The sequence below is a fragment of the Cellulophaga sp. BC115SP genome (assembly GCF_009905545.1).
Lineage (GTDB): Bacteria > Bacteroidota > Bacteroidia > Cytophagales > Spirosomataceae > Flectobacillus > Flectobacillus rivi.
The window spans coordinates 149,985-169,482 of record NZ_JAAALB010000010.1 but is presented as its reverse complement, the minus strand read 5'-3'; the positions used below and the strand labels follow the sequence as shown (position 1 = coordinate 169,482).

The window sequence follows — 19,498 nt, the reverse complement described above, 5'->3', positions numbered from 1 at the left end:
CTAAAAGCTATCCTCGAGAGTATATGTCGGTCAGAATTGTTTGAAGTTCGTCAATAGAAGTGACTTTATCAAAGCTAAGGATTAATCGCCCTTTCGCTTCTTTGAGCGAACATTTTTTCGGGTTGACTTTCACATAATCAAGAATCTTGCCAAAAACACTTGATTTATAATACCTTTCGTTCTGTGAGGAAACGAAGAAACAACGCAGGTTATTATTTTTTAGCATAATTTTTTCAATTCCTAAAACTTCTGCTTTCCATCTAACTCTTACGATTTCTATCATATCTTTCACTTCTGGAGGAATTGGTCCAAAACGATCATTGATAGCCCTTTGAAAATTCACTAAATCTTCTTCCGATTTCATATCATCTAGTTGGGTATAAAGCGATAATCTTTCGGAAATAGAGGTTACGTAATTTTCTGGAATGAGTACGTGCATATCTGTCTCTATTTGACAATCTACTTTTAATTTGTTGGCAGATTCAGCCAAATCATTTTCAAATAAGGCTCTAAATTCATTTTCTTTCAGTTCTTGAACTGCTTCATCGAGAATTTTATGATACATTTCGTATCCCAAATCATTGATAAAGCCACTTTGTTCAGCACCGAGTAAATTACCTGCGCCACGAATATCCAAATCTCGCATAGCCACTTTGAATCCATCTCCCAAATCAGAGAATTCTTCCAAAGAACTTAAGCGCTTACGAGCATCTGTAGTTAAGAGAGAAAGTGCTGGTGTTAGCAAATAACAAAAAGCTTTTTTGTTCGAACGCCCTACCCTACCTCGCATTTGGTGCAAATCAGAAAGTCCAAAATGGTTGGCGTGATTGATGATAATCGTGTTGGCATTTGGAATATCAATACCTGACTCGATAATATTCGTAGAAACTAACACATCATAATGACCTTCGATAAAGTTCATCATTACTTTTTCGAGTTTGTCACCATCCATTTGTCCGTGTGCGATACCAATTTTGGCATCAGGAACCATTCTGAGAATTGAGTTTCCAATACTTTCAAGTTCCGCAACACGATTATGAACAAAATATACTTGTCCACCACGTTTTAACTCATAACTCACAGCATCACGAATCAACTGATCACTTAGTACGTGTAATTCGGTAGTTACGGGTTGTCGATTTGGTGGAGGAGTTGCAATTACCGATAAATCCCTTGCGCCCATCAACGAGAAGTGTAGCGTACGTGGAATAGGCGTTGCAGTAAGTGTTAGGACGTCGATATTGACACGCATTTCTTTGAGGCGGTCTTTGACTTTTACCCCAAATTTTTGCTCCTCATCAATAATCATTAAGCCTAAATTTTTGAAAGAAACATCTTTATTCACAATTCGGTGAGTACCAATCAAAATATCAGTTTCGCCATTGGCTACACGTTTTAGGGTTTCTTTGATTTGTTGTGTTGACTTAAAACGGTTGATATATTCAACACGACAAGGGAAATTCTCTAAACGGTCACGGAAGGTACGGAAATGTTGCATGGCCAAAACAGTAGTTGGTACCAAAATAGCCACTTGTTTGGAGTCTGCAACAGCTTTGAATGCCGCACGAATAGCCACTTCAGTTTTTCCAAAACCCACATCACCACAAACTAGCCTATCCATAGGGTTTGGTTTTTCCATATCAGCTTTTACATCGGCCGTAGCTTTTGCTTGATCTGGGGTATCTTCATAGATAAACGAAGATTCCAATTCGGCTTGAAGGAAGCTATCTCTCGAAAAAGCATATCCTTGAGCCAAACGACGTTGGGCGTAAAGGGCAATAAGCTCCTTGGCAATATCCTGAACCTGTTTTTTGATACGGGATTTCTTATTTTCCCATTCAGGCGAACCTAATTTAGACATCGTTGGAGGTCCACCTTCTTTACCCGAAAATTTTGAAATTTTGTGCAAAGAGTGGATAGATACCATCAATACATCGTTGTCTCTAAAAATCAAACGAATGGCTTCTTGTTCAGACTCACCCACTGTTACTTTGTCAAGACCAGCAAAACGTCCTATCCCGTAATCGACATGGGTTACATAATCACCCACTTGTAAGGTACGAAGCTCTTTGAGCGTAAGGGCTTTAGATTTTGAATACTTGCTTTTTTCTTTGAAACGATGAAACCTATCAAATATCTGATGGTCGGTGTAACAAACAATTTTGTTTTGTTCATCAATAAATCCTTCTCGAAGTCCAATGGTTATAGGTTGAAAACGCACATTGGAGTCGATTTCTTCAAAAATCGTGGTCAGGCGCTCTAATTGACGTTGCGATTCGGATGTGATGATATTGGTAAAATAAAAACTCTGATATTCTCGAAGATTGTCTGCCAAGCGCTTGAAGTCTTTGTTGAACGAAGGTTGAGATTTGGCTTGATAGGTCAGTTTTTCGGTTTTTTCTTTAAAATAAAACCTTCTTCCAAATTCAATAGAGCCAAATCCTTTGACTAACTGTAAAAAACTACGGCGACTTTCAAACAGTTGATTAGGGTCAGATACAACTTGAATTCCTCCACTTTTTGCTAAGATTTCTTGAAGACTTTGCTCCACTTTTTCAAAGCATTTTTCCACAATTTCTAAGGCATGTTCAACATCCTTAAACCAAAGGCGTGTATCGGGCGATAAAAATTGAAAAAATGGTTCGCGAGTTTCCTGAATGAGTTTGGTTTGAACATCAGGAATAATATTGATTTTAGAAACGGATTCAATCGAAAGTTGTGAATCTGGGTCGAAGGTACGGATGCTTTCAACTTCGTTGCCAAATAAGTCAATACGATAAGGGAGTTCGTTCGAAAAACTAAAAACATCTACAATACCTCCTCGAATAGAAAACTGCCCTGCTTCGTACACAAAATCAGTTTTTTCGAAGTCATAGCTTAGTAAAATTTCTGCCAAAAAGTTTGTATCCAACTGCTCGTTCAAAGACACTGTAAGCGTATTTTTCATCAAGGAACGCTTGTTGATAACTTTCTCGAAAAGTGCTTCAGGATACGAAACAATGATTTGCCCTGTATTGGTATTATTGTTGATTTTACTCAATACTTCTGCTCTCATCAACACGTTGGCATTGTCAATATCTTGGTATTGATAGGCCTTTTTGTAGGACATTGGAAAAAGCATAGGAACTTCTTCGCCCAAGAGACTTTGGAGGTCGTTGAGAAAATACGCCGCTTCTTCACGGTCTTCAAGAATAAATAAATGGTCTTGTTTAGGGTTCAGTTGGTGTATTGCCGAAGCAATAACGGCATCAAGACTACCAGAAAGCCCTTTTAATTGAATATGAGGGTACTTTTCTCGGTTTTTAGTTTGCTCCGAAATAGTCTGCACAACGCCATCTTCACGGTAGAGCTTCAGGAAATCTTTAACAAGCATGGTTGAAAAAAGCTAGGGTATGTATTTGCTGTAAGGTAATGTTTTTTCAGTTCTGAAAAACACAATTAGCCACAAAGGCTCAAATACCGAATATTTGAGCCTTTGTGGCAATCATTTCACAAAAATAACTGTAAAAAAGAGTAAATAGTTTTAATTCTTCAAAATCTCAAACTCTACACGTCTATTGGTTGCCTGATTTTCGGGCGTATCGTTGGCTACCTTAGGGCGATTTTTACCGTATCCTTTAGCGATGATTCGCTCGGGTGTTACGCCAAAAGTGATGAGTTGATTACGAACTACATCTGCACGTTCTTGTGAAAGTCGGTTATTGACTTCGTCGCTACCCACGTTGTCGGTGTGCCCACTGATTTCGACATTGATTTTATTCTTTTTGATAAACTCAGCAATACGCTTCAACTCAGGAGTGGATTCAGGTTGTAAGGCTGCTTTACCAAATTCAAAGAAAATATTGTTCATCGTTATCTTTGTGCCAGCCTCGATTGGGGCAATGGTAATATCTTTTCCATCTATTTCAAGGTATTTTCCTGAAATTTTACTCAAGTCAATATTCTGAGAAGTTCCTACAAAACCATCTATTTTGGTCGTAATACCGTAATTTTTACCATAAGGCAATACAATTTTGTAGATACCTGTTATTGGGTCTGGACTAGCTTGACCTAATTCTTTTCCAGTAGTCAAATCTTCGTAAATGACTTTGGCATTTTTAGGTACCTTGCCTGTTTTATTATCAATTACTTTACCAGCAACTAATACAACGGGTTCTGATTTCGTAGCATCGGGTGTGGGCTGATTTTTGGTATTTTTAGTACCGGGCTTGTTTGTTGCCACCACTGGTTCGTTACCTGCCTGAATAGGAGACGTTGTACCAGCATCAAGCTTCAAGCGGAAAATATCTTTTTTGCCAAGAGAGCTTTTACCAGAAATAAAATAAGCATAATCACCAGAGGCTGGAATCGTGTAATAGGCATCATATTCATCGGTATTGATAGGTTCGCCGATATTTTGAGGCTCCGTCCAATTGATCCAAGTATCGTCTTTACGTTTACAAACATAAATGTCGTTGCTACCTTTCCCTCCTTCTCTGTTACTGGAGAAATACAAAGTTTTACCGTCGGCTGCCAAAAAAGGTGTCGTTTCTGTGAAGTTGGTATTGATATCATCGCCTAAGTTCATAGGTTCTGACCAAGTACCATCATCTTCCAAAAAAGAAGCGTAGATATCGTCTTCATCAGAGTTTTTCTTTTCTGAAAAGGCCATTAATAAAACCTTTCCATCGGCAGACAAAAAGCCATGTTCGTTTTTACCTCGACTTAGTTTTTCGTATTTAGGAATATCTAATTTGCGTGGAAGTCCCCAGCCTCCCTCTAGCTTTTTAGCGATAGAAAACCCCCGAGTTTCGTATTGCCCATTGAGATAAGCACCTTTCATGAGAATAGTTTGTCCATCGGGAGATATGCTCAAAATACTGTTGTATTGATCTCTATTGAGGTTTTCGGACATACGTCTGGCGGGTGTCCAAGCTCCCATTGTATTTTCTGAAAACCAAATATCTTGAGAGCCTGCTATCTGTTCAGAACCATTGACTCCGTATTTGTTTTGAGGGTGATTTTTTCGTCCAAAATAGAGCGTTTTACCATCTGGAGACATAACTGGACCAAGTTCAGAGTACTCAGTATTAATAGCAGTTCCAAGGTTTTCAGGTTTGTTTTGTGCCATCAAGAATGCAGATGGCATGCACAACAAAACGATAGCAAACGGAGTATAGATTTTCATGAAAATAGCCAATATTAAGGGTTTATATCATAGGCAAACGAACAAAGCTGTAATTGTATTGTTAGGCTTTATTCACCCATTTCCCAACAGGAAAGTCTGGATACTCAGCTTGTTCCATACGATTGAGGAGGCTTTCAAGATTGTCGTCAATCATCAACATATCCAAATTGGTTTGTTTTAGGAAACCCTCTTTGACCATTTTATGAATCATTTCGATCAATGGGTCATAAAAGCCATTGACATTGAGTAAGCCTACAGGCATTTGGTGTAATCCTAATTGTTTCCAAGTAAGAATTTCGAAAAGCTCGTCGAGGGTTCCCCAGCCGCCAGGCAAAGCAACAACTGCATCTGAAATTTCAGCCATTAGTTGCTTACGTTGGTGCATAGTTTCCACTACGTGAATTTGAGTAAGTCCTTTGTGTTGTACCTCAAACTTTTCCATAAAAGAGGGAATTACACCAATCACCTCTCCCCCATTTTCGAGTACTGCATCGGCTATTATACCCATGATACCAACACTCCCTGCACCATAGACAAGTGTTTTGTTTTTTTCTACCAAAAGCTTGCCTGCAGCGATAGCTGTATTTTTATAAATCTCATCGAAGCCGACAGAAGCTCCGCAATACACCAAGATATTTTTCATGTTCAGAGTGTTCAAAAAAATGTTTATTGTTGAATAAAGTCTCACAAAATAACAGTTTTTAAACTCTCTTTACAGCTATTTTTTGAAAATATCACGTAGGGCTGTTTCCAAATCATTGAATTGAAATTGGAATGATGTTTCATTTTTGAGTTTCTTGTTCGACACATAATTGCCACCAAGTACAATAGAAGCCATTTCACCAAAAACAGCTTTGAGGACAAAAGAAGGTACATTGGGTAGCCATAAAGGTCGATTTAACACTCTTGCTAAAACTTGATTGAACGTTCGGTTGTTGATAGGATTATCTGCAACTGCATTAAAAACACCTTGAATAGAAGGGGTAAATAGTGCATGAATAAAGAGTCTACAAAGATCATCAATATGTATCCACGAAAGAAATTGTTCGCCCGTACCGAGTGGAGCGCCAAAGCCAAACTTGGTTGGTGTAGCCATTTTAGGAAGAGCACCGCCTTTGTCGGTAAGTACTATTCCAATACGAAGTTTAGTGGATCTAATCCCAAGTTCAGATATGGGCTCGGAAGCTTTTTCCCATAAAATACAACACTCAGCCACGAAGTCATTGCCCGCTGGAGACTCTTCTGTAATGATCGTACTTCCAGTATCTGTACCATAAAAACCAATACCCGATGCCGAAACAAACCCTTGAATTTTGTGTGGAAGAGTTTTGAGTTTTTGGGAGATCAAACCGAGGGATTTTGTACGAGAATCAATGATTTCTTTTTTACGTTCTGGCGTCCAACGCTCATCCGCAATCCCTGCACCTGCAAGATGAATGATGTAGTCTGCCCCAAGTAGAGCCTCCTCATCAATGAATCCTTTGTCTATATCCCAAACAAAAGTTTTCACGTTTCCTCTCTGTTGAGCCTTGCGGCTCAAATGCCAAACCGAATGACCTTGTTCTGTAAGTAGTTCAGTAAGTCGTGTGCCTACAAGCCCAGTTCCCCCAGTGATTAGTATGTTCATTAGTTTAGGTTTTTACAATAAAAATAGACAGTTCTATGAATAAAATGAAGATTTAAGAGACCTCAATAAAATAAACAAGAAAAAGAATAGAATGGTTATGGTGAAGTTAACTAAAGTGAAATGTATTGATTATTAAGTTTTTATGTTTTGACTGAACGTTCGGTTATTAAACATGAAGGTTAAATAAAACTTATATTATCCATTTGGTTATTTTATTATCTTTTAAAACAAATTCAATATCTAGTGAATAAGAAGGAATAAAAAATCTGTCAATGTAGACTATAAATAGTCGCATGTCATAGCTGTTATTTGAAAGAAAAACAAAGTATTAAAAGTATTGATTGAACGTTCGAATAGTAATACTTCTAGTAATTCCCTCATAAAATGAAATATGCTAAGCTATTTATAAACATAAGTTAGGCATGGCGAGAGCCAAAATAGGGATTGAGATTATTTGTAAAAAAATGTATATCTTCGACCAATTAAGTAATGTCTAAAACGACTCAAAAACCAAACTATTTCTTAGTCATAAATATGGTCTAAGACACTAAAACTGCAAGCAATGAAATTACATATCCGAAATTTTTTATCCATGTTTGATGTCTTTGGAATTGTGGAGAGAGACCCTTTTGGTAATTCGATGTTTCTGAAAAGAATCATCATGTTTACCTTAGGATGGATAACTTATGGAAGATTGAGAGTTTATAATAAAACTAAAATCAGAGGAACAGAGCATCTCGAAAATTTGCCACAGACAGGGGTTCTTTTTCTCTCAAATCACCAGACCTATTTCATGGATGTGATTTGCTTGTATCATGTTTTCTTTAGTATCAAATGGGGATTCAAAAATTCGATAAACTTTCCCATTTATCTATTGGCTCCGAGGTCACGACTGTTTTATGTAGCAGCATCTGAGACAATGAAGGAAGGTGGATTACTCCCAAAGATTTTTTCTCAAGCGGGCGCTATTTTGGTAAATCGCTCTTGGAGAGCTAAAGGGCATGACGTAAAAAGAGAATTGGATACTGCCGCAAACGATAAGGTTGGATTAGGTTTAAAATACGGTTGGGTAGTAAGTTTTCCGCAAGGAACAACCACGCCTTATGCTCCTCTTCGTAAAGGAACAGCGCACTTGATAAAAGCACATAATCCCATTGTAGTGCCTGTCGTAATCAACGGTTTTAGAAGAGCTTTTGATAAGAAAGGGCTTTTGTTTAAAAAACGAAACACAACGCTTTCGGTTACATTCAAAGAGCCAATTCAATTTGATCCAGATATTTCAGTCGATGACATGATGGATATTTTGCGTGAGCAAATAGAACAAAAAATACCTGTCGAAAAATTGAAGTGGAGAAGAGAAGAATAATGTCATGCTAAGTAAAACTCAAGGAATCGTCATCAACTACGTAAAGTATAAAGAAAGCTCGATTATTGCCAAGATCTACACCAAGGAGTTTGGCATACAGTCGTACATTGAAAATGGCGTGAGAAGTGCAAGGGCTAAAAATAAAATAGCGCTTTTCCAACCGCTCACTTTACTCGACCTTGTGATATATCATAAAAAAGGAAAGGATATCCATCGTATTGCAGAAATCAAATGTAATCATCCTTTCGAGACAATTCCTTATGAGATTGCCAAATCGTCGGTAGCGATTTTTGTCACAGAGATTTTAACAAAAACTTTACGAGAAGAAACCCCGAATGAACAACTGTTCGACTTTGTCGAGGAGTCTATATTGTGGCTAGATGGCGCTAATAAGCATTTTGAATGCTTTCATATTCAGTTTTTATTAGCAATGACAGCTTATTTAGGCTTTTTGCCTGAAACGGTCGAAGAAATGGAGGAGGAATTGAGCTTGTACGGGTATCCTCTGACCAAAGGAGCAAAAGCTGGGCTTCAACTCCTTTGGGGATTGGAATATGGAGACGCACCAAGAATCGATCGTCATTCAAGAAATGAAATGGTAGAGATCCTATTACACTGGTACAAAATACATTTGGAGACCTTTGGAGAAATAAAATCTTTGGCTGTTCTCAAAGAGATTCTGCACTAGATTTTACGCTTCAATTCAAAGTGTTTACCCAAATACAAACGACGTACTTGTTCGTCCGAAGCAAGGTCTTCTGGTGTACCTGATTTTAAAATTTTTCCTTCAAATAACAAATATGCACGGTCAGTAATCGATAATGTTTCGTCTACGTTGTGGTCGGTAATAAGGATACCAATATTGCGGTATTTGAGCTTTGCAACAATCCCTTGGATTTCCTCTACAGCAATAGGGTCAACCCCTGCGAAAGGCTCATCTAACAAAATAAATTTAGGATCAACCGCCAAGGCACGGGCAATTTCGGTACGACGACGCTCACCTCCAGATAATACTTGACCAAGGTTTTTACGAACATGAGTCAATGAAAACTCTTCCAGTAATTGCTCAGTTTTTTCTTTTTGTTCTTTTTTAGAAAGACTTGTTAATTCCAACACCGCTAAGATATTTTCTTCAACAGATAGCGTTCTGAAAACAGAAGCTTCCTGTGCTAAATAGCCAATCCCTAAACGTGCTCGTTTGTACATAGGCAAGTTAGTCACATCCAAATCATCGAGATATACTTTTCCAGAATTAGGCTTTACCAAACCTGTTGCCATGTAAAACGAAGTTGTTTTGCCAGCACCATTGGGACCGAGCAAACCTACAATTTCGCCTTGTTCTACTTGGTAGCTTACATTGTTGTTGACCATGCGCTGACCATATTTCTTTACAAGATTTTCTGTTCTTAGTAGCATAATTGCTGTGGCAAAATTCTTTATAATAAACTTGCCTTTTTTATCTATGAATTAAAATAGAATACGATTTTCAAGAGCAAACACAAATTGAAAATACCTGTGCTTTTATTCAAACTTAATATCTTTCAACATTAGTTGAAAACTTTTTTTCCCTTGCCACTCATTGATTTCGATGGTATAACAAATAGAACAAGTTTGAACTTCCAATAATTTATCGAAAAAGTCTTCAACCATACCAAAACCTACGCAGGTAAATGCGGCTGAGCCCTCTTGGAATGCCTGAAACTTTAGATGTTTCTCCTTCATTTTGATTGGCGCACCATACAGTTGTACTTTATGACTGACAAATACAGGCGTCATATTTTGAGGACCAAATGGCGACATTTGACTCATAATACGATGAAACTTGTCGGTAATAGCTGATAGTGGCAATGCCAAGTCTATTTCTATTAGTGGAGACAGTTGTTCTTGTAAAATTTTACGAGAAACAACTTCTTCAAACTTTCTTTTAAAGTTGTCAATTTGGTTAAGCTCTAACGTAAGACCAGCAGCGAAAGTGTGTCCACCAAATTGAATCAAATGCTCTGAGCATTCTTCAATGGCATCATACACATCAAATCCTGGTACTGAGCGAGCCGAGCCAGCGGCATTGCCATGAGATTCTGTCAAGATAATGGTAGGACGATGGTACTTTTCGATACATCTACTTGCTACAATACCAATAACTCCTTTATGCCAAGCTTCATTGAATAATACCGTACTTTTGGCGGCAACCAAATCGCTATTTTGAGCAATCATTTCAAGTGCTTCGGCTGTAATCGATGAATCAAGTCCTTTGCGGTCGGTATTATGTTGACCAATCACGCGGGCAAATTCTTCAGCTTTTTGTTCGTCTTCAGATAACATTAAGTCAACAGCATCATAAGCATGGCGAATTCTTCCTGCTGCATTGATTCGTGGACCTAATCCAAATACCACTTTGGTAATATCCATTTTGCCTTCGAGCGAAGCGGATTTAATCAACGCTTTTAGTCCAGTTCTTGGATTGGTATTGAGCTGTTGTAAACCATAAAATGCCAAAACTCGGTTTTCGCCTACAATCGGAACAATATCACAACTAATACTCGTCACAACCAAATCCAAATAGGGCAACAACAAATTGACATCAATATCTTTAACTTGACAATAAGCTTGTAATAACTTGAATCCCACGCCACAACCAGTCAATTCCTTAAATGGATACTGACAGTCCTCACGTTTGGGGTCTAATACCGCTACTGCATCTGGTAACTCGTCACCTGGGCGGTGGTGGTCGCATATAATAAAGTCTACGGCATGTTCTTTTGCCCAAGCTACCTTATCAACAGATTTGATTCCGCAGTCGAGGCTTACGATGAGGGCAAAACCATTTTCGGCGGCATATTCAATTCCTTTTTGCGAAACACCATATCCTTCGGCATAACGATCGGGAATATAAAATTCAATGTTCTGATGAATATACTTTTGTAAAAATCCATAAAACATAGCAACCGAAGTAGTACCGTCTACATCATAATCACCATATATTAGTATTTTCTCATTTTGCTCAACAGCTTTACTCAATCGTTCAACCGCAACGGTCATATCGGCCATCAAAAATGGGTCGTATAAATCTGATAAGCTAGGACGAAAAAAATGCTTGGCTTCATCAAATGTACCAACGCCTCGCTGACCTAATAAAGTAGCGATTTCATAACTAACACCTAATTCTTTTGATAGGGTATCTACTATTTCTGAAGAGGGTAATTTTTTATAATTCCAACGTTTTTCGACCATGGATTGTTGACTGTGGATAATAAGATGTTGATTATTAAATAGCAAAGTTATACTTAAATATAGGAGACTTGCAAAGAAGGACTGTGACTATAAGATTTTTTAAGAAATTCACCCTTCATTCTTTGTATTTGAACACTCAATTTTCAAACATTAACAAGTTTATTTTCTATGAAAAGATTATTAACATTTTTATCAACACTCTGTTATTTGAGTTTTAACCTACAAGCTCAGAACAAAACATCACCCAGCTCCTTGCAAGAACGGATGCAGTGGTTTCAGGACGGGAAGTTAGGTGTCTTTATCCACTGGGGTATTTATTCTGTAAAGGGAGTCGATGAAAGTTGGAGCTTTCACAACCACAAAATATCCTACAAAGACTATATGGCGCAGCTCAATGGATTTACGGCAAGTAAGTATAATCCCGAAGAATGGGCTGCCTTAATTAAAGAGAGTGGCGCAAGATATGCTGTTATTACCACCAAGCATCATGATGGTGTAGCACTTTGGCCAACTAAAGAAAAACATTTTAGTACTGTAAAAAACACTCCTGCCAAAAGAGACTTGATAAAGCCCTTTTTTAATGCTCTTGAAAAACAAGGGATTAAAAAAGGTGCCTATTTTTCTTTAATTGATTGGAGTCATCCTGATTATCCAGCTATTTTGAGAGATAGTAATCGTTATAAAATGCAAGATGATTTGGCTCGCTGGGGGCGTTTCAAAACTTTTGCTCATAATCAAATAGATGAATTGTTGGCTAGTTATAACCCTGACCTTTGGTGGTTTGACGGCGAGTGGGAACATAGTTCGAAGGAATGGGAATCTGAAAAAATCAAAGATAAAATCTTGAAAGCTCAACCTTGGGCTATTGCCAACGACCGCCTTTTGGATTTTGGACATTATGAAACTTATGAGCAAACAATCCCTCCTACCCGACCAAAGAAGTTTCCTTACTGGGAAGCTTGTATGACGTCTAATCTCAATTGGGGATATCACCCTGACGATACCAATTACAAAACCCCATTTCAGGTTATCTCAATCTTTGCGGATGTGATTAGTAATGGCGGAGTTTACCTATTTGATATTGGTCCTAAAGAGGACGGTACAATTCCTGCCGAACAAGTTCATATTTTGAAAGAACTAGGGAAATGGAATAAGAAACACGAGGAGGCTGTTTTTGGAACCATTGCAGGTATCGAAGCAGGGCATTTTTATGGACCAACTACGTTGTCTAAAGATTCAACAACTCTGTATTTGTTTCTACAACCACAATCCTCGGGGCAAGTTATGTTGAAAGGATTGAACAATAAAATCAATAAAATAAGGGTCGTAGGAACAAATCACGAACTAACTCATCAAGTACAAAGCAAAATGACTTGGGGTAATGTGCCAGGCATTGTATTCATTGATGTTCCTGCAAAAGTAAATGATACTTATATGACTGTATTAGCGCTAGAACTCGAAAAACCAATTAGTATTTATAAAAGTGATGGAGAGAAATAGGGGCTAATTTGAAGATGTGTCAATTTGAAGATTTGAAAATGTGTTAAATTTCACTTTGAGACGATTATCAAAATAGGCATGAGTCATTCCTAATGGATTGATTTAATGTATATTAAAATTTGTTTCCTAGCAGTAGAGACGCAATGATTGCGTCTCAATCCAAGTGAGATCTAGCATGGAGGTATAAAAAAGGCGTTCGAAAAACTTATTTCGAACGCCTTGATACTATATTTCAAAATGACACCTCTTTAGACGCAAAGCATTGCGTCTCTACATGGCTCAATTATTCAAAACTCTGCACTCAAAACTCTACACTTACTAGACTCCTTCAGCTACTACTTCTTTTACGTCAGGAACCATTCTTGTCAAAAGGTTTTCGATACCAGCCTTCAAAGTCATCGTTGAAGAAGGGCATCCTGAGCATGAGCCTTGGAGTAATACCTTTACTGTGCCTTCGTTGAATGAGTGGAAACTAATAGCGCCACCGTCTGACTCAACGGCAGGACGCACGTATTGGTCAAGAACAGCTTTGATTTTGATAACAGTATCTGAATCTGGCTCGCCCGAAGGATTAGTTTCGTGAGCTTTTATGGTTGATTGAGCAAAAACTTCTTTTTTATCCTCGAAGAATTTTTTCAAAAACTGCTTCAAGTTGAATAATTCATCTTCCCATTTAGTTTCTTCATCTTTCGTTACAGTCACAAAGTTGGAAGAAATGAATACTCTTTTTACAAAATCAAAACCAAATAACTCAACTGCTAAAGGAGAGTTTTTTTCTTCCGAAATTGCTTCTGAAGGTGTTGCGTAGTCGAAAGAAGCACCTTCTGGCGCCAATTCAAAGTTCAACACAAACTTCATTGAATTAGGATTGGGAGTTGATTCTGTATAAATAAATATCTGAGATTTTAACATGATGCCTGTTTAGTTTGATTAGCTATTATGGTTGTTATAACAAAGGATGTCCAAAATTAGTTTGGAAAGTTTGATAATTGCGAATGCTTTCTTTCAAAAATTTGATTTTTGGTACAAATCCTATGGAATAATCTGATAATGAGACTATAGACTAATTACGGGTAGAACGATTACTGAGCGGATCATTTATTGAATGGTCAACTAAAATTTATACCTGCCAAAGGTTTTCTAAGTGCTTTTATACAGAGTGTTCAGACAAGTTAATGTATTGTTAATGAGAATCTTTTCTATCAAAAGATGATATTTTATCGTATTTTTGTAAAGTTTTTTTCCTGAAAAAAGATACCTGATTTACAAGCACTCTGAGTTCAAATGTCGTTTTTTTGTTGGGAATCCCTTCATTAATGCCGAACTTAGTAGAGTGATTGTAGAAAATGAATGTTTTAAAGACATGAGTTTTCAAACCCTAAAAATTTAGCTGATACAAATGTTAGATATAATTCAACTGCTTCCTGATTCGATTGCGAACCAGATTGCTGCTGGGGAGGTAGTTCAAAGACCTTCTTCTGTGGTGAAGGAGTTGTTAGAGAATTCTATAGATGCCGAAGCCACTCAGGTTCAATTGATTGTGAGAGAGGCAGGCAAAACCCTCATTCAGGTTATCGACAACGGTAAAGGTATGTCCGAAACCGATGCACGAATGTGCTTTGAGCGCCACGCTACTTCCAAAATCCGTACTTCCGACGATTTGTTTAAAATCCGTACCATGGGATTTAGAGGCGAAGCTATGGCCTCAATTGCAGCGGTATCTCAGGTAGAGCTAAAAACCCGACGCAATACCGAAGAACTAGGTACAATGGTAAGAATTGAAGCTTCTGAACTAAAAGCGCAAGAGGCTATTTCGACACCTGAGGGCACCAATCTTTTGGTCAAGAACCTTTTTTACAATGTTCCTGCTCGTCGTAATTTCTTAAAGTCAAACCCTGTAGAAATGCGTCATATTATCGACGAGTTTCAACGTGTGGCTTTGGCTAATCCTGATATTGCTTTTTCATTGTACCACAACGATGCCGAAATTTATAATCTGCCTTCTGGCAAATTAAGTCGCCGTATTGTGGATTTGTTTGGCAAAAGCTATCGTGAGCAATTAGCACCTTGCGAGGAGGAAACATCATTTGTCACAGTTCGTGGATTTGTGGGAAAACCTCAGTTTGCCAAGAAAACTCGTGGCGAGCAGTTTTTCTTTGCCAATAATCGTTTTATCAAAAATAGTTATCTCAATCATGCGGTGATGTCGGCGTTTGAAGGATTGATGCCTGAAGGCTCACATCCTTTCTATGTTCTATTTATTGAGATAGACCCCGTTCATATTGATATAAACGTACACCCTACTAAAACAGAAATCAAATTTGATGACGAACGTACCGTTTATGCCATTGTGCAAGCTGCTGTGCGTAAATCGATGAGCCAGCATAATTTGGCGCCATCACTCGACTTTGATACCAATATCAATTACTCCAATCAGTTTTTTAGCTTTAATAATGCTCCTACTCCAACGTCTACGGCTGTTCCGAGCAAAATGAACCAAGCTGATTTTGACAGTGAAAGACCTTTTGCGAAGCCAGAAATGTCGCCTCGTGAAAAAAGCAATCTTTCAAATTGGAACAAATTGTACGAAGGATTAGATAATACCGTTGAAAGTTTTGAGCAAAAAAGAGTGGAACAATCGTCTTTCAATTTTAGAAACGAAGAAGATTATCCAGAGACTCAACCTTTCACGCTCAAAAGCAAAGCCAATGATTTGTTGGAGTCTCGACCACTACGCAGTTCTCAGGATTCAGACGCAACAACTTTCCAGATTCACAACCGATATATTATTTCTCAGGTAAAATCAGGTATGTTGTTGATTGACCAGCGTGCGGCTTATGAGCGTATTTTGTATGAGAAATTTGTACAATATCTTCAAAAAAATAATGGAACATCCCAGCAATTGCTTTTTCCATCAACAATTAAGTTAACTCCTGCGGATTTCCATTTATTAGTCGAAATCCAAGATGAAGTTCGTAATCTAGGTTTTGATTTAAGTGTCATTGGACATGATTCATTTATTGTTAATGGCATTCCCGCAGATTCGCCCGATGAAAATGAACAAGCTTTGATTGAAGGTTTATTAGAGCAATTCAAACGCAACGAATCGGAGTTACATCTCGACAGAGTTGAAAATTTAGCTAGGTCTATGGCAAAACGTTCGGCAGGAAGATTTGGCATGTCACGTTTGTCAAACCAAGAAATGAATACTTTAGTCGAGCAACTTTTTGCCTCATCTAATCCAAGCTATTCGCCAAGCGGTGAGCTTACCATGAAAATTTTGGGATTAGCAGAAATTGCCAATATATTTCAAAAATAAAATTTCCTCCAAGGCATCTTCAAAAGGTGCCTTATTTATATGTATATGAAAACGTCTAAAATCGCTCTTGTTTTGCTAGGCATATTTGTTTTTTCTGGCGTAGGAGTTTATCTCAAATCTTGTCAAGAAAAATCTAGTTCAACAACCGAACAAGCAAGTACCCAAACCCCAGCAGCCGATCAAGGGCTATTGCCAGCTGCTACCTTCAATGCAGATTCTGCTTATAAGTTTGTAGCAAAGCAAGTTGAATTTGGTCCCAGAGTTCCTAATACCAAGTCACACAAAGCTTGTGCTGCATGGTTAGCCGACCAATTAAAAGCTTACGGATGTCAGGTTATCAATCAAGACTTTGTAGCCACTACTTACGATGGTAAAAAGCTTAATGCTGTAAATATCATTGGAACTTATAACCCTGGAGCAGCCAAAAGAATATTGTTGGCAGCACACTGGGATACAAGACCTATTGCAGATAAAGACACTAAAGATAAAGATAAGCCCATCGATGGAGCCAATGATGGTGCAAGTGGTGTAGGCGTTTTGTTAGAAATTGCAAGAGCTATTAAAGATGCCCAAAGCAAACCTAATGTTGGGATTGACTTTATCTTATTTGATGCCGAGGACAATGGTGAGCCAAATGAGTACCGTGGCGATTCGGGCAATCAGGTATGGTGGTGCTTAGGTTCACAGTATTGGGCTGCTAACAAACACGTGCCGAATTATCAAGCATATTATGGTATCTTGTTGGATATGGTTGGCGCAAAGGGTGCTGTTTTTCCACATGAAGGATTATCAATGCAATATGCTCCTATCTTAACAAGAAGTATTTGGGATATTGCCTCAAGACTTGGTTATGGCAATTTATTTATTGATGCCGATGGTGGTGCATTAACCGATGACCATGCTTTTGTGAACGATATTGGTAAAATTCAAATGATTGATATTGTGGAGCTTCGACCAAACGATCCTAAAACTTTTGGCTCGTATCATCATACTCATAATGACAATATGAATGTAATTGATAAAAATACTTTAAAAGCTGTTGGTCAAACAGTTTTGACAGCTTTGTATCAAGAATAGTGCTTTTCGAAGCATTTTGATGATCCCAAAAAATGCAGATTCGTGTTTTTTGGGATTTTTTTGTGGATAAATGCAAAAGCCTTGCTTTTGACACTCGATGGATATAGATACTTTCCGTACCTTTGTGCATCTTTTTCAACCAACTACCAAATGGAACAAACAGAACAATTAAAACTCGTATTTCTCAACGATGTACATGTCGCATTAGGAGCTAAAATGGTACCTTTTGCAGGATATTCAATGCCAGTTTTATATACCAACTTGATTCAGGAACACCTTGCTGTTCGTAATTCAGTTGGGGTATTTGATGTATCTCACATGGGTGAATTTGTGGTAAAGGGCGAGCGTGCGACTGAATTTTTACAGTATGTTACCTCAAATGACGTAGCTGCTTTGTACGATGGCAAAGTGCAATACTCTTGCTTGCCAAACGACAAAGGTGGTATCGTAGACGATTTATTGATTTACCGCCGTTCGGAAAACGAATACTTTGTGGTAGTAAATGCTTCTAACATCGAAAAGGACTGGAACTGGATGCAGAGCCACAATACTTTTGATGTTGAGATGCAAAATATTAGTGATGGAATCAGTCTATTTGCTGTGCAAGGACCTAAAGGGGTAGCTACCATGCAAAAATTGACTGACCTTGACCTTGGTTCTATGGAGTACTATACTTTCAAAGAAGGTACAGTTGCAGGTATCGAAAACGTACTTATTGCCACAACTGGTTATACTGGTGCTGGTGGTATGGAAGTATATGTAAAAAATGAAGATGCAAAAGCCATGTGGGACGCTATTTTTGCAGCAGGAGCTGAATTTGGTATTGTGCCAGTAGGCTTAGGTGCTCGTGATACTTTGCGTACAGAAATGGGATATTGCTTGTATGGCAACGATATTGATGATACAACCTCTCCTATCGAGGCTGGTTTGGGCTGGATTACAAAATTCAATAAAGAATTTGTGAACTCAGCTTTCCACAAACAAATCAAAGAAAATGGTCCAACTAAGAAATTGGTAGCATTTGAAATGGTAGATCGTGGTATTCCTCGTCAGCATTACGAAATTATGGATGCAACTGGTAATATCATCGGTGAAGTTACTTCTGGGACACAGTCGCCTTCGTTGAATAAAGGTATCGGATTAGGCTATGTAGCTAAGGAATTCAGTAAATTAGGTACAGAAGTTTATATCAATATCCGTAACAAATATTTGAAAGCTCAAGTGGTAAAATTACCATTTCTTAAATAAGTCTTTCCGCACTAGGCCATTAGCTACAAGCTTAAAGACTAAAGCATAATAATACCAAGTCAAAAATTTAACCTTTTCGAGCAAGAAGTCTTAGGGCTTTTTGCTCGAAACATTTTGTCCAATCATGAAAACCATTGATGTTTGTTTAACGCCAGAATTATTACATCTTCATAATATCGAAAACTCAATCGTAGTGGTTGTGGATATTTTCAGAGCTACCTCTTGTATGACAACGGCATTTGCCAATGGAGTGGGGTCTATTATCCCAGTTGCTACCATTGACGAATGTGTTGCCTATCAACAACAGGGCTATTTAGCTGCTGCTGAGCGCGACGGAAAAACGCCAGAAGGTTTCGATTTCGATAATTCGCCATTTAGTTATATGGTCGATAAAGTGAAAGATGCAACAATTTGTGTGACTACTACCAATGGTACTTTGGCTATTACAAAATCAAAATCTGCGGTAAAAGTAATGGTTGGGGCATTCCTAAACCTAGGCGCATTGGCAACTTACTTGAAAGACCAACAATATGATGTATTGATTTTGTGTGCTGGTTGGAAAGGCAAACCTAATTTGGAAGATACTCTTTTTGCAGGAGCATTAGTGGAGCGTTTGAAAGAGGAATTTATGATTGAGGAAGATTCTGCTTTGATGGCACTACGTCAATACCAGAATGCAAAAGATGATTTGTTATCTTATGTGGCATCTTCATCACACGTTCGTCGTTTACAAAGATTAGGTATCCAAAAAGATATTGCTTACTGTTTACAACATGACTTATATGACGTTTTACCTGTACTAAGAGGTAATGCTTTGGTAAATATGTAAGGTATTTGTTAACAGTGTCAGGATATATTGTTGATAATATTGATGAAATATATTCAGTACTTGAGCGAATGAGTGATTGTTTTTAAAATAAATATCACCTGTCCAAACGCAATCTTTTGTGTCCAGGCAAGTGT

At 38.0% G+C, this 19,498-nt stretch carries 14 protein-coding genes; 7 read left to right on the top strand and 7 right to left on the bottom strand.

Translation table 11 applies throughout. The features are described from left to right. Positions 1–7: 7 nt before the first annotated feature. The 4 genes from mfd to GVN22_RS10495 form a co-directional block, all read right to left on the bottom strand. Positions 8–3,373, bottom strand: a complete 3,366-nt coding sequence (gene mfd, locus GVN22_RS10510; protein WP_166550979.1) for a transcription-repair coupling factor — start codon at positions 3,371–3,373, stop codon at positions 8–10. A 150-nt stretch (positions 3,374–3,523) separates the two neighbouring features. Continuing rightward, complete coding sequence (locus GVN22_RS10505) at positions 3,524–5,167, bottom strand: OmpA family protein (protein WP_166550978.1); 1,644 nt, start codon at positions 5,165–5,167, stop codon at positions 3,524–3,526. Between the two features lie 61 nt (positions 5,168–5,228). Further along, positions 5,229–5,810 (bottom strand): TIGR00730 family Rossman fold protein, encoded by a 582-nt coding sequence (locus GVN22_RS10500; RefSeq protein WP_166550977.1) that lies wholly within the window; start codon positions 5,808–5,810, stop codon positions 5,229–5,231. Positions 5,811–5,885: 75 nt separating this feature from the next. Continuing rightward, on the bottom strand, positions 5,886–6,794 hold the full coding sequence (locus tag GVN22_RS10495) for a TIGR01777 family oxidoreductase (protein ID WP_166550976.1): 909 nt from the start codon (positions 6,792–6,794) through the stop codon (positions 5,886–5,888). Between the two features lie 562 nt (positions 6,795–7,356). On the opposite strand from GVN22_RS10495, the gene GVN22_RS10490 reads away from it, so the two are divergent. Both GVN22_RS10490 and recO read left to right on the top strand, forming a co-directional pair. Further along, positions 7,357–8,160 carry a 1-acyl-sn-glycerol-3-phosphate acyltransferase gene (locus tag GVN22_RS10490; RefSeq protein WP_166550975.1) on the top strand — a complete coding sequence of 268 codons (804 nt, stop codon included), beginning with the start codon at positions 7,357–7,359 and terminating at the stop codon, positions 8,158–8,160. 4 nt (positions 8,161–8,164) lie between these two features. Then, the gene (gene recO / locus GVN22_RS10485) at positions 8,165–8,848 is read left to right on the top strand and encodes a DNA repair protein RecO (RefSeq protein ID WP_166550974.1); all 684 of its coding nucleotides are present in this window, start codon (positions 8,165–8,167) and stop codon (positions 8,846–8,848) included. Here the strand turns inward: recO and lptB are convergent. Beyond that, positions 8,845–9,576 (bottom strand): LPS export ABC transporter ATP-binding protein, encoded by a 732-nt coding sequence (gene lptB / locus GVN22_RS10480; protein ID WP_166550973.1) that lies wholly within the window; start codon positions 9,574–9,576, stop codon positions 8,845–8,847. The genes recO and lptB overlap by 4 nt on opposite strands. Before the next feature lie 105 nt (positions 9,577–9,681). Further along, positions 9,682–11,391 carry a single-stranded-DNA-specific exonuclease RecJ gene (gene recJ / locus GVN22_RS10475; RefSeq protein WP_166550972.1) on the bottom strand — a complete coding sequence of 570 codons (1,710 nt, stop codon included), beginning with the start codon at positions 11,389–11,391 and terminating at the stop codon, positions 9,682–9,684. Between the two features lie 168 nt (positions 11,392–11,559). On the opposite strand from recJ, the gene GVN22_RS10470 reads away from it, so the two are divergent. After that, positions 11,560–12,891, top strand: a complete 1,332-nt coding sequence (locus tag GVN22_RS10470) for an alpha-L-fucosidase (protein ID WP_166550971.1) — start codon at positions 11,560–11,562, stop codon at positions 12,889–12,891. 318 nt (positions 12,892–13,209) lie between these two features. Here the strand turns inward: GVN22_RS10470 and GVN22_RS10465 are convergent, their stop codons facing one another. After that, positions 13,210–13,803 (bottom strand): NifU family protein, encoded by a 594-nt coding sequence (locus GVN22_RS10465; protein WP_095163552.1) that lies wholly within the window; start codon positions 13,801–13,803, stop codon positions 13,210–13,212. A gap of 487 nt (positions 13,804–14,290) precedes the next feature. Between GVN22_RS10465 and mutL the strand changes: the two genes are divergently transcribed. The 4 genes from mutL (at position 14,291) to GVN22_RS10445 (ending at position 19,364) form a co-directional block, all read left to right on the top strand. Then, positions 14,291–16,210: a DNA mismatch repair endonuclease MutL gene (mutL, locus tag GVN22_RS10460; protein ID WP_166550970.1), complete on the top strand. Its 1,920-nt coding sequence runs from the start codon at positions 14,291–14,293 to the stop codon at positions 16,208–16,210. 45 nt (positions 16,211–16,255) lie between these two features. Next, on the top strand, positions 16,256–17,287 hold the full coding sequence (locus GVN22_RS10455; RefSeq protein WP_166550969.1) for a M28 family peptidase: 1,032 nt from the start codon (positions 16,256–16,258) through the stop codon (positions 17,285–17,287). A gap of 150 nt (positions 17,288–17,437) precedes the next feature. Then, a complete protein-coding gene (gcvT, locus tag GVN22_RS10450; RefSeq protein ID WP_166550968.1) occupies positions 17,438–18,535 on the top strand; it encodes a glycine cleavage system aminomethyltransferase GcvT in 1,098 nt (365 codons plus the stop codon). A gap of 124 nt (positions 18,536–18,659) precedes the next feature. After that, positions 18,660–19,364 (top strand): 2-phosphosulfolactate phosphatase, encoded by a 705-nt coding sequence (locus GVN22_RS10445; RefSeq protein ID WP_166550967.1) that lies wholly within the window; start codon positions 18,660–18,662, stop codon positions 19,362–19,364. Positions 19,365–19,498 lie beyond the last annotated feature (134 nt).

Excerpts from the sequence above, each read along its gene's own strand:
- mfd (WP_166550979.1), bottom strand. The coding sequence starts at position 3,373 with ATGCTTGTTAAAGATTTCCTGAAGCTCTACCGTGAAGATGGCGTTGTG.
- GVN22_RS10505 (WP_166550978.1), bottom strand. The coding sequence starts at position 5,167 with ATGAAAATCTATACTCCGTTTGCTATCGTTTTGTTGTGCATGCCATCT.
- GVN22_RS10500 (WP_166550977.1), bottom strand. The coding sequence starts at position 5,810 with ATGAAAAATATCTTGGTGTATTGCGGAGCTTCTGTCGGCTTCGATGAG.
- GVN22_RS10495 (WP_166550976.1), bottom strand. The coding sequence starts at position 6,794 with ATGAACATACTAATCACTGGGGGAACTGGGCTTGTAGGCACACGACTT.
- GVN22_RS10490 (WP_166550975.1), top strand. The coding sequence starts at position 7,357 with ATGAAATTACATATCCGAAATTTTTTATCCATGTTTGATGTCTTTGGA.
- recO (WP_166550974.1), top strand. The coding sequence starts at position 8,165 with ATGCTAAGTAAAACTCAAGGAATCGTCATCAACTACGTAAAGTATAAA.
- lptB (WP_166550973.1), bottom strand. The coding sequence starts at position 9,576 with ATGCTACTAAGAACAGAAAATCTTGTAAAGAAATATGGTCAGCGCATG.
- recJ (WP_166550972.1), bottom strand. The coding sequence starts at position 11,391 with ATGGTCGAAAAACGTTGGAATTATAAAAAATTACCCTCTTCAGAAATA.
- GVN22_RS10470 (WP_166550971.1), top strand. The coding sequence starts at position 11,560 with ATGAAAAGATTATTAACATTTTTATCAACACTCTGTTATTTGAGTTTT.
- GVN22_RS10465 (WP_095163552.1), bottom strand. The coding sequence starts at position 13,803 with ATGTTAAAATCTCAGATATTTATTTATACAGAATCAACTCCCAATCCT.
- mutL (WP_166550970.1), top strand. The coding sequence starts at position 14,291 with ATGTTAGATATAATTCAACTGCTTCCTGATTCGATTGCGAACCAGATT.
- GVN22_RS10455 (WP_166550969.1), top strand. The coding sequence starts at position 16,256 with ATGAAAACGTCTAAAATCGCTCTTGTTTTGCTAGGCATATTTGTTTTT.
- gcvT (WP_166550968.1), top strand. The coding sequence starts at position 17,438 with ATGGAACAAACAGAACAATTAAAACTCGTATTTCTCAACGATGTACAT.
- GVN22_RS10445 (WP_166550967.1), top strand. The coding sequence starts at position 18,660 with ATGAAAACCATTGATGTTTGTTTAACGCCAGAATTATTACATCTTCAT.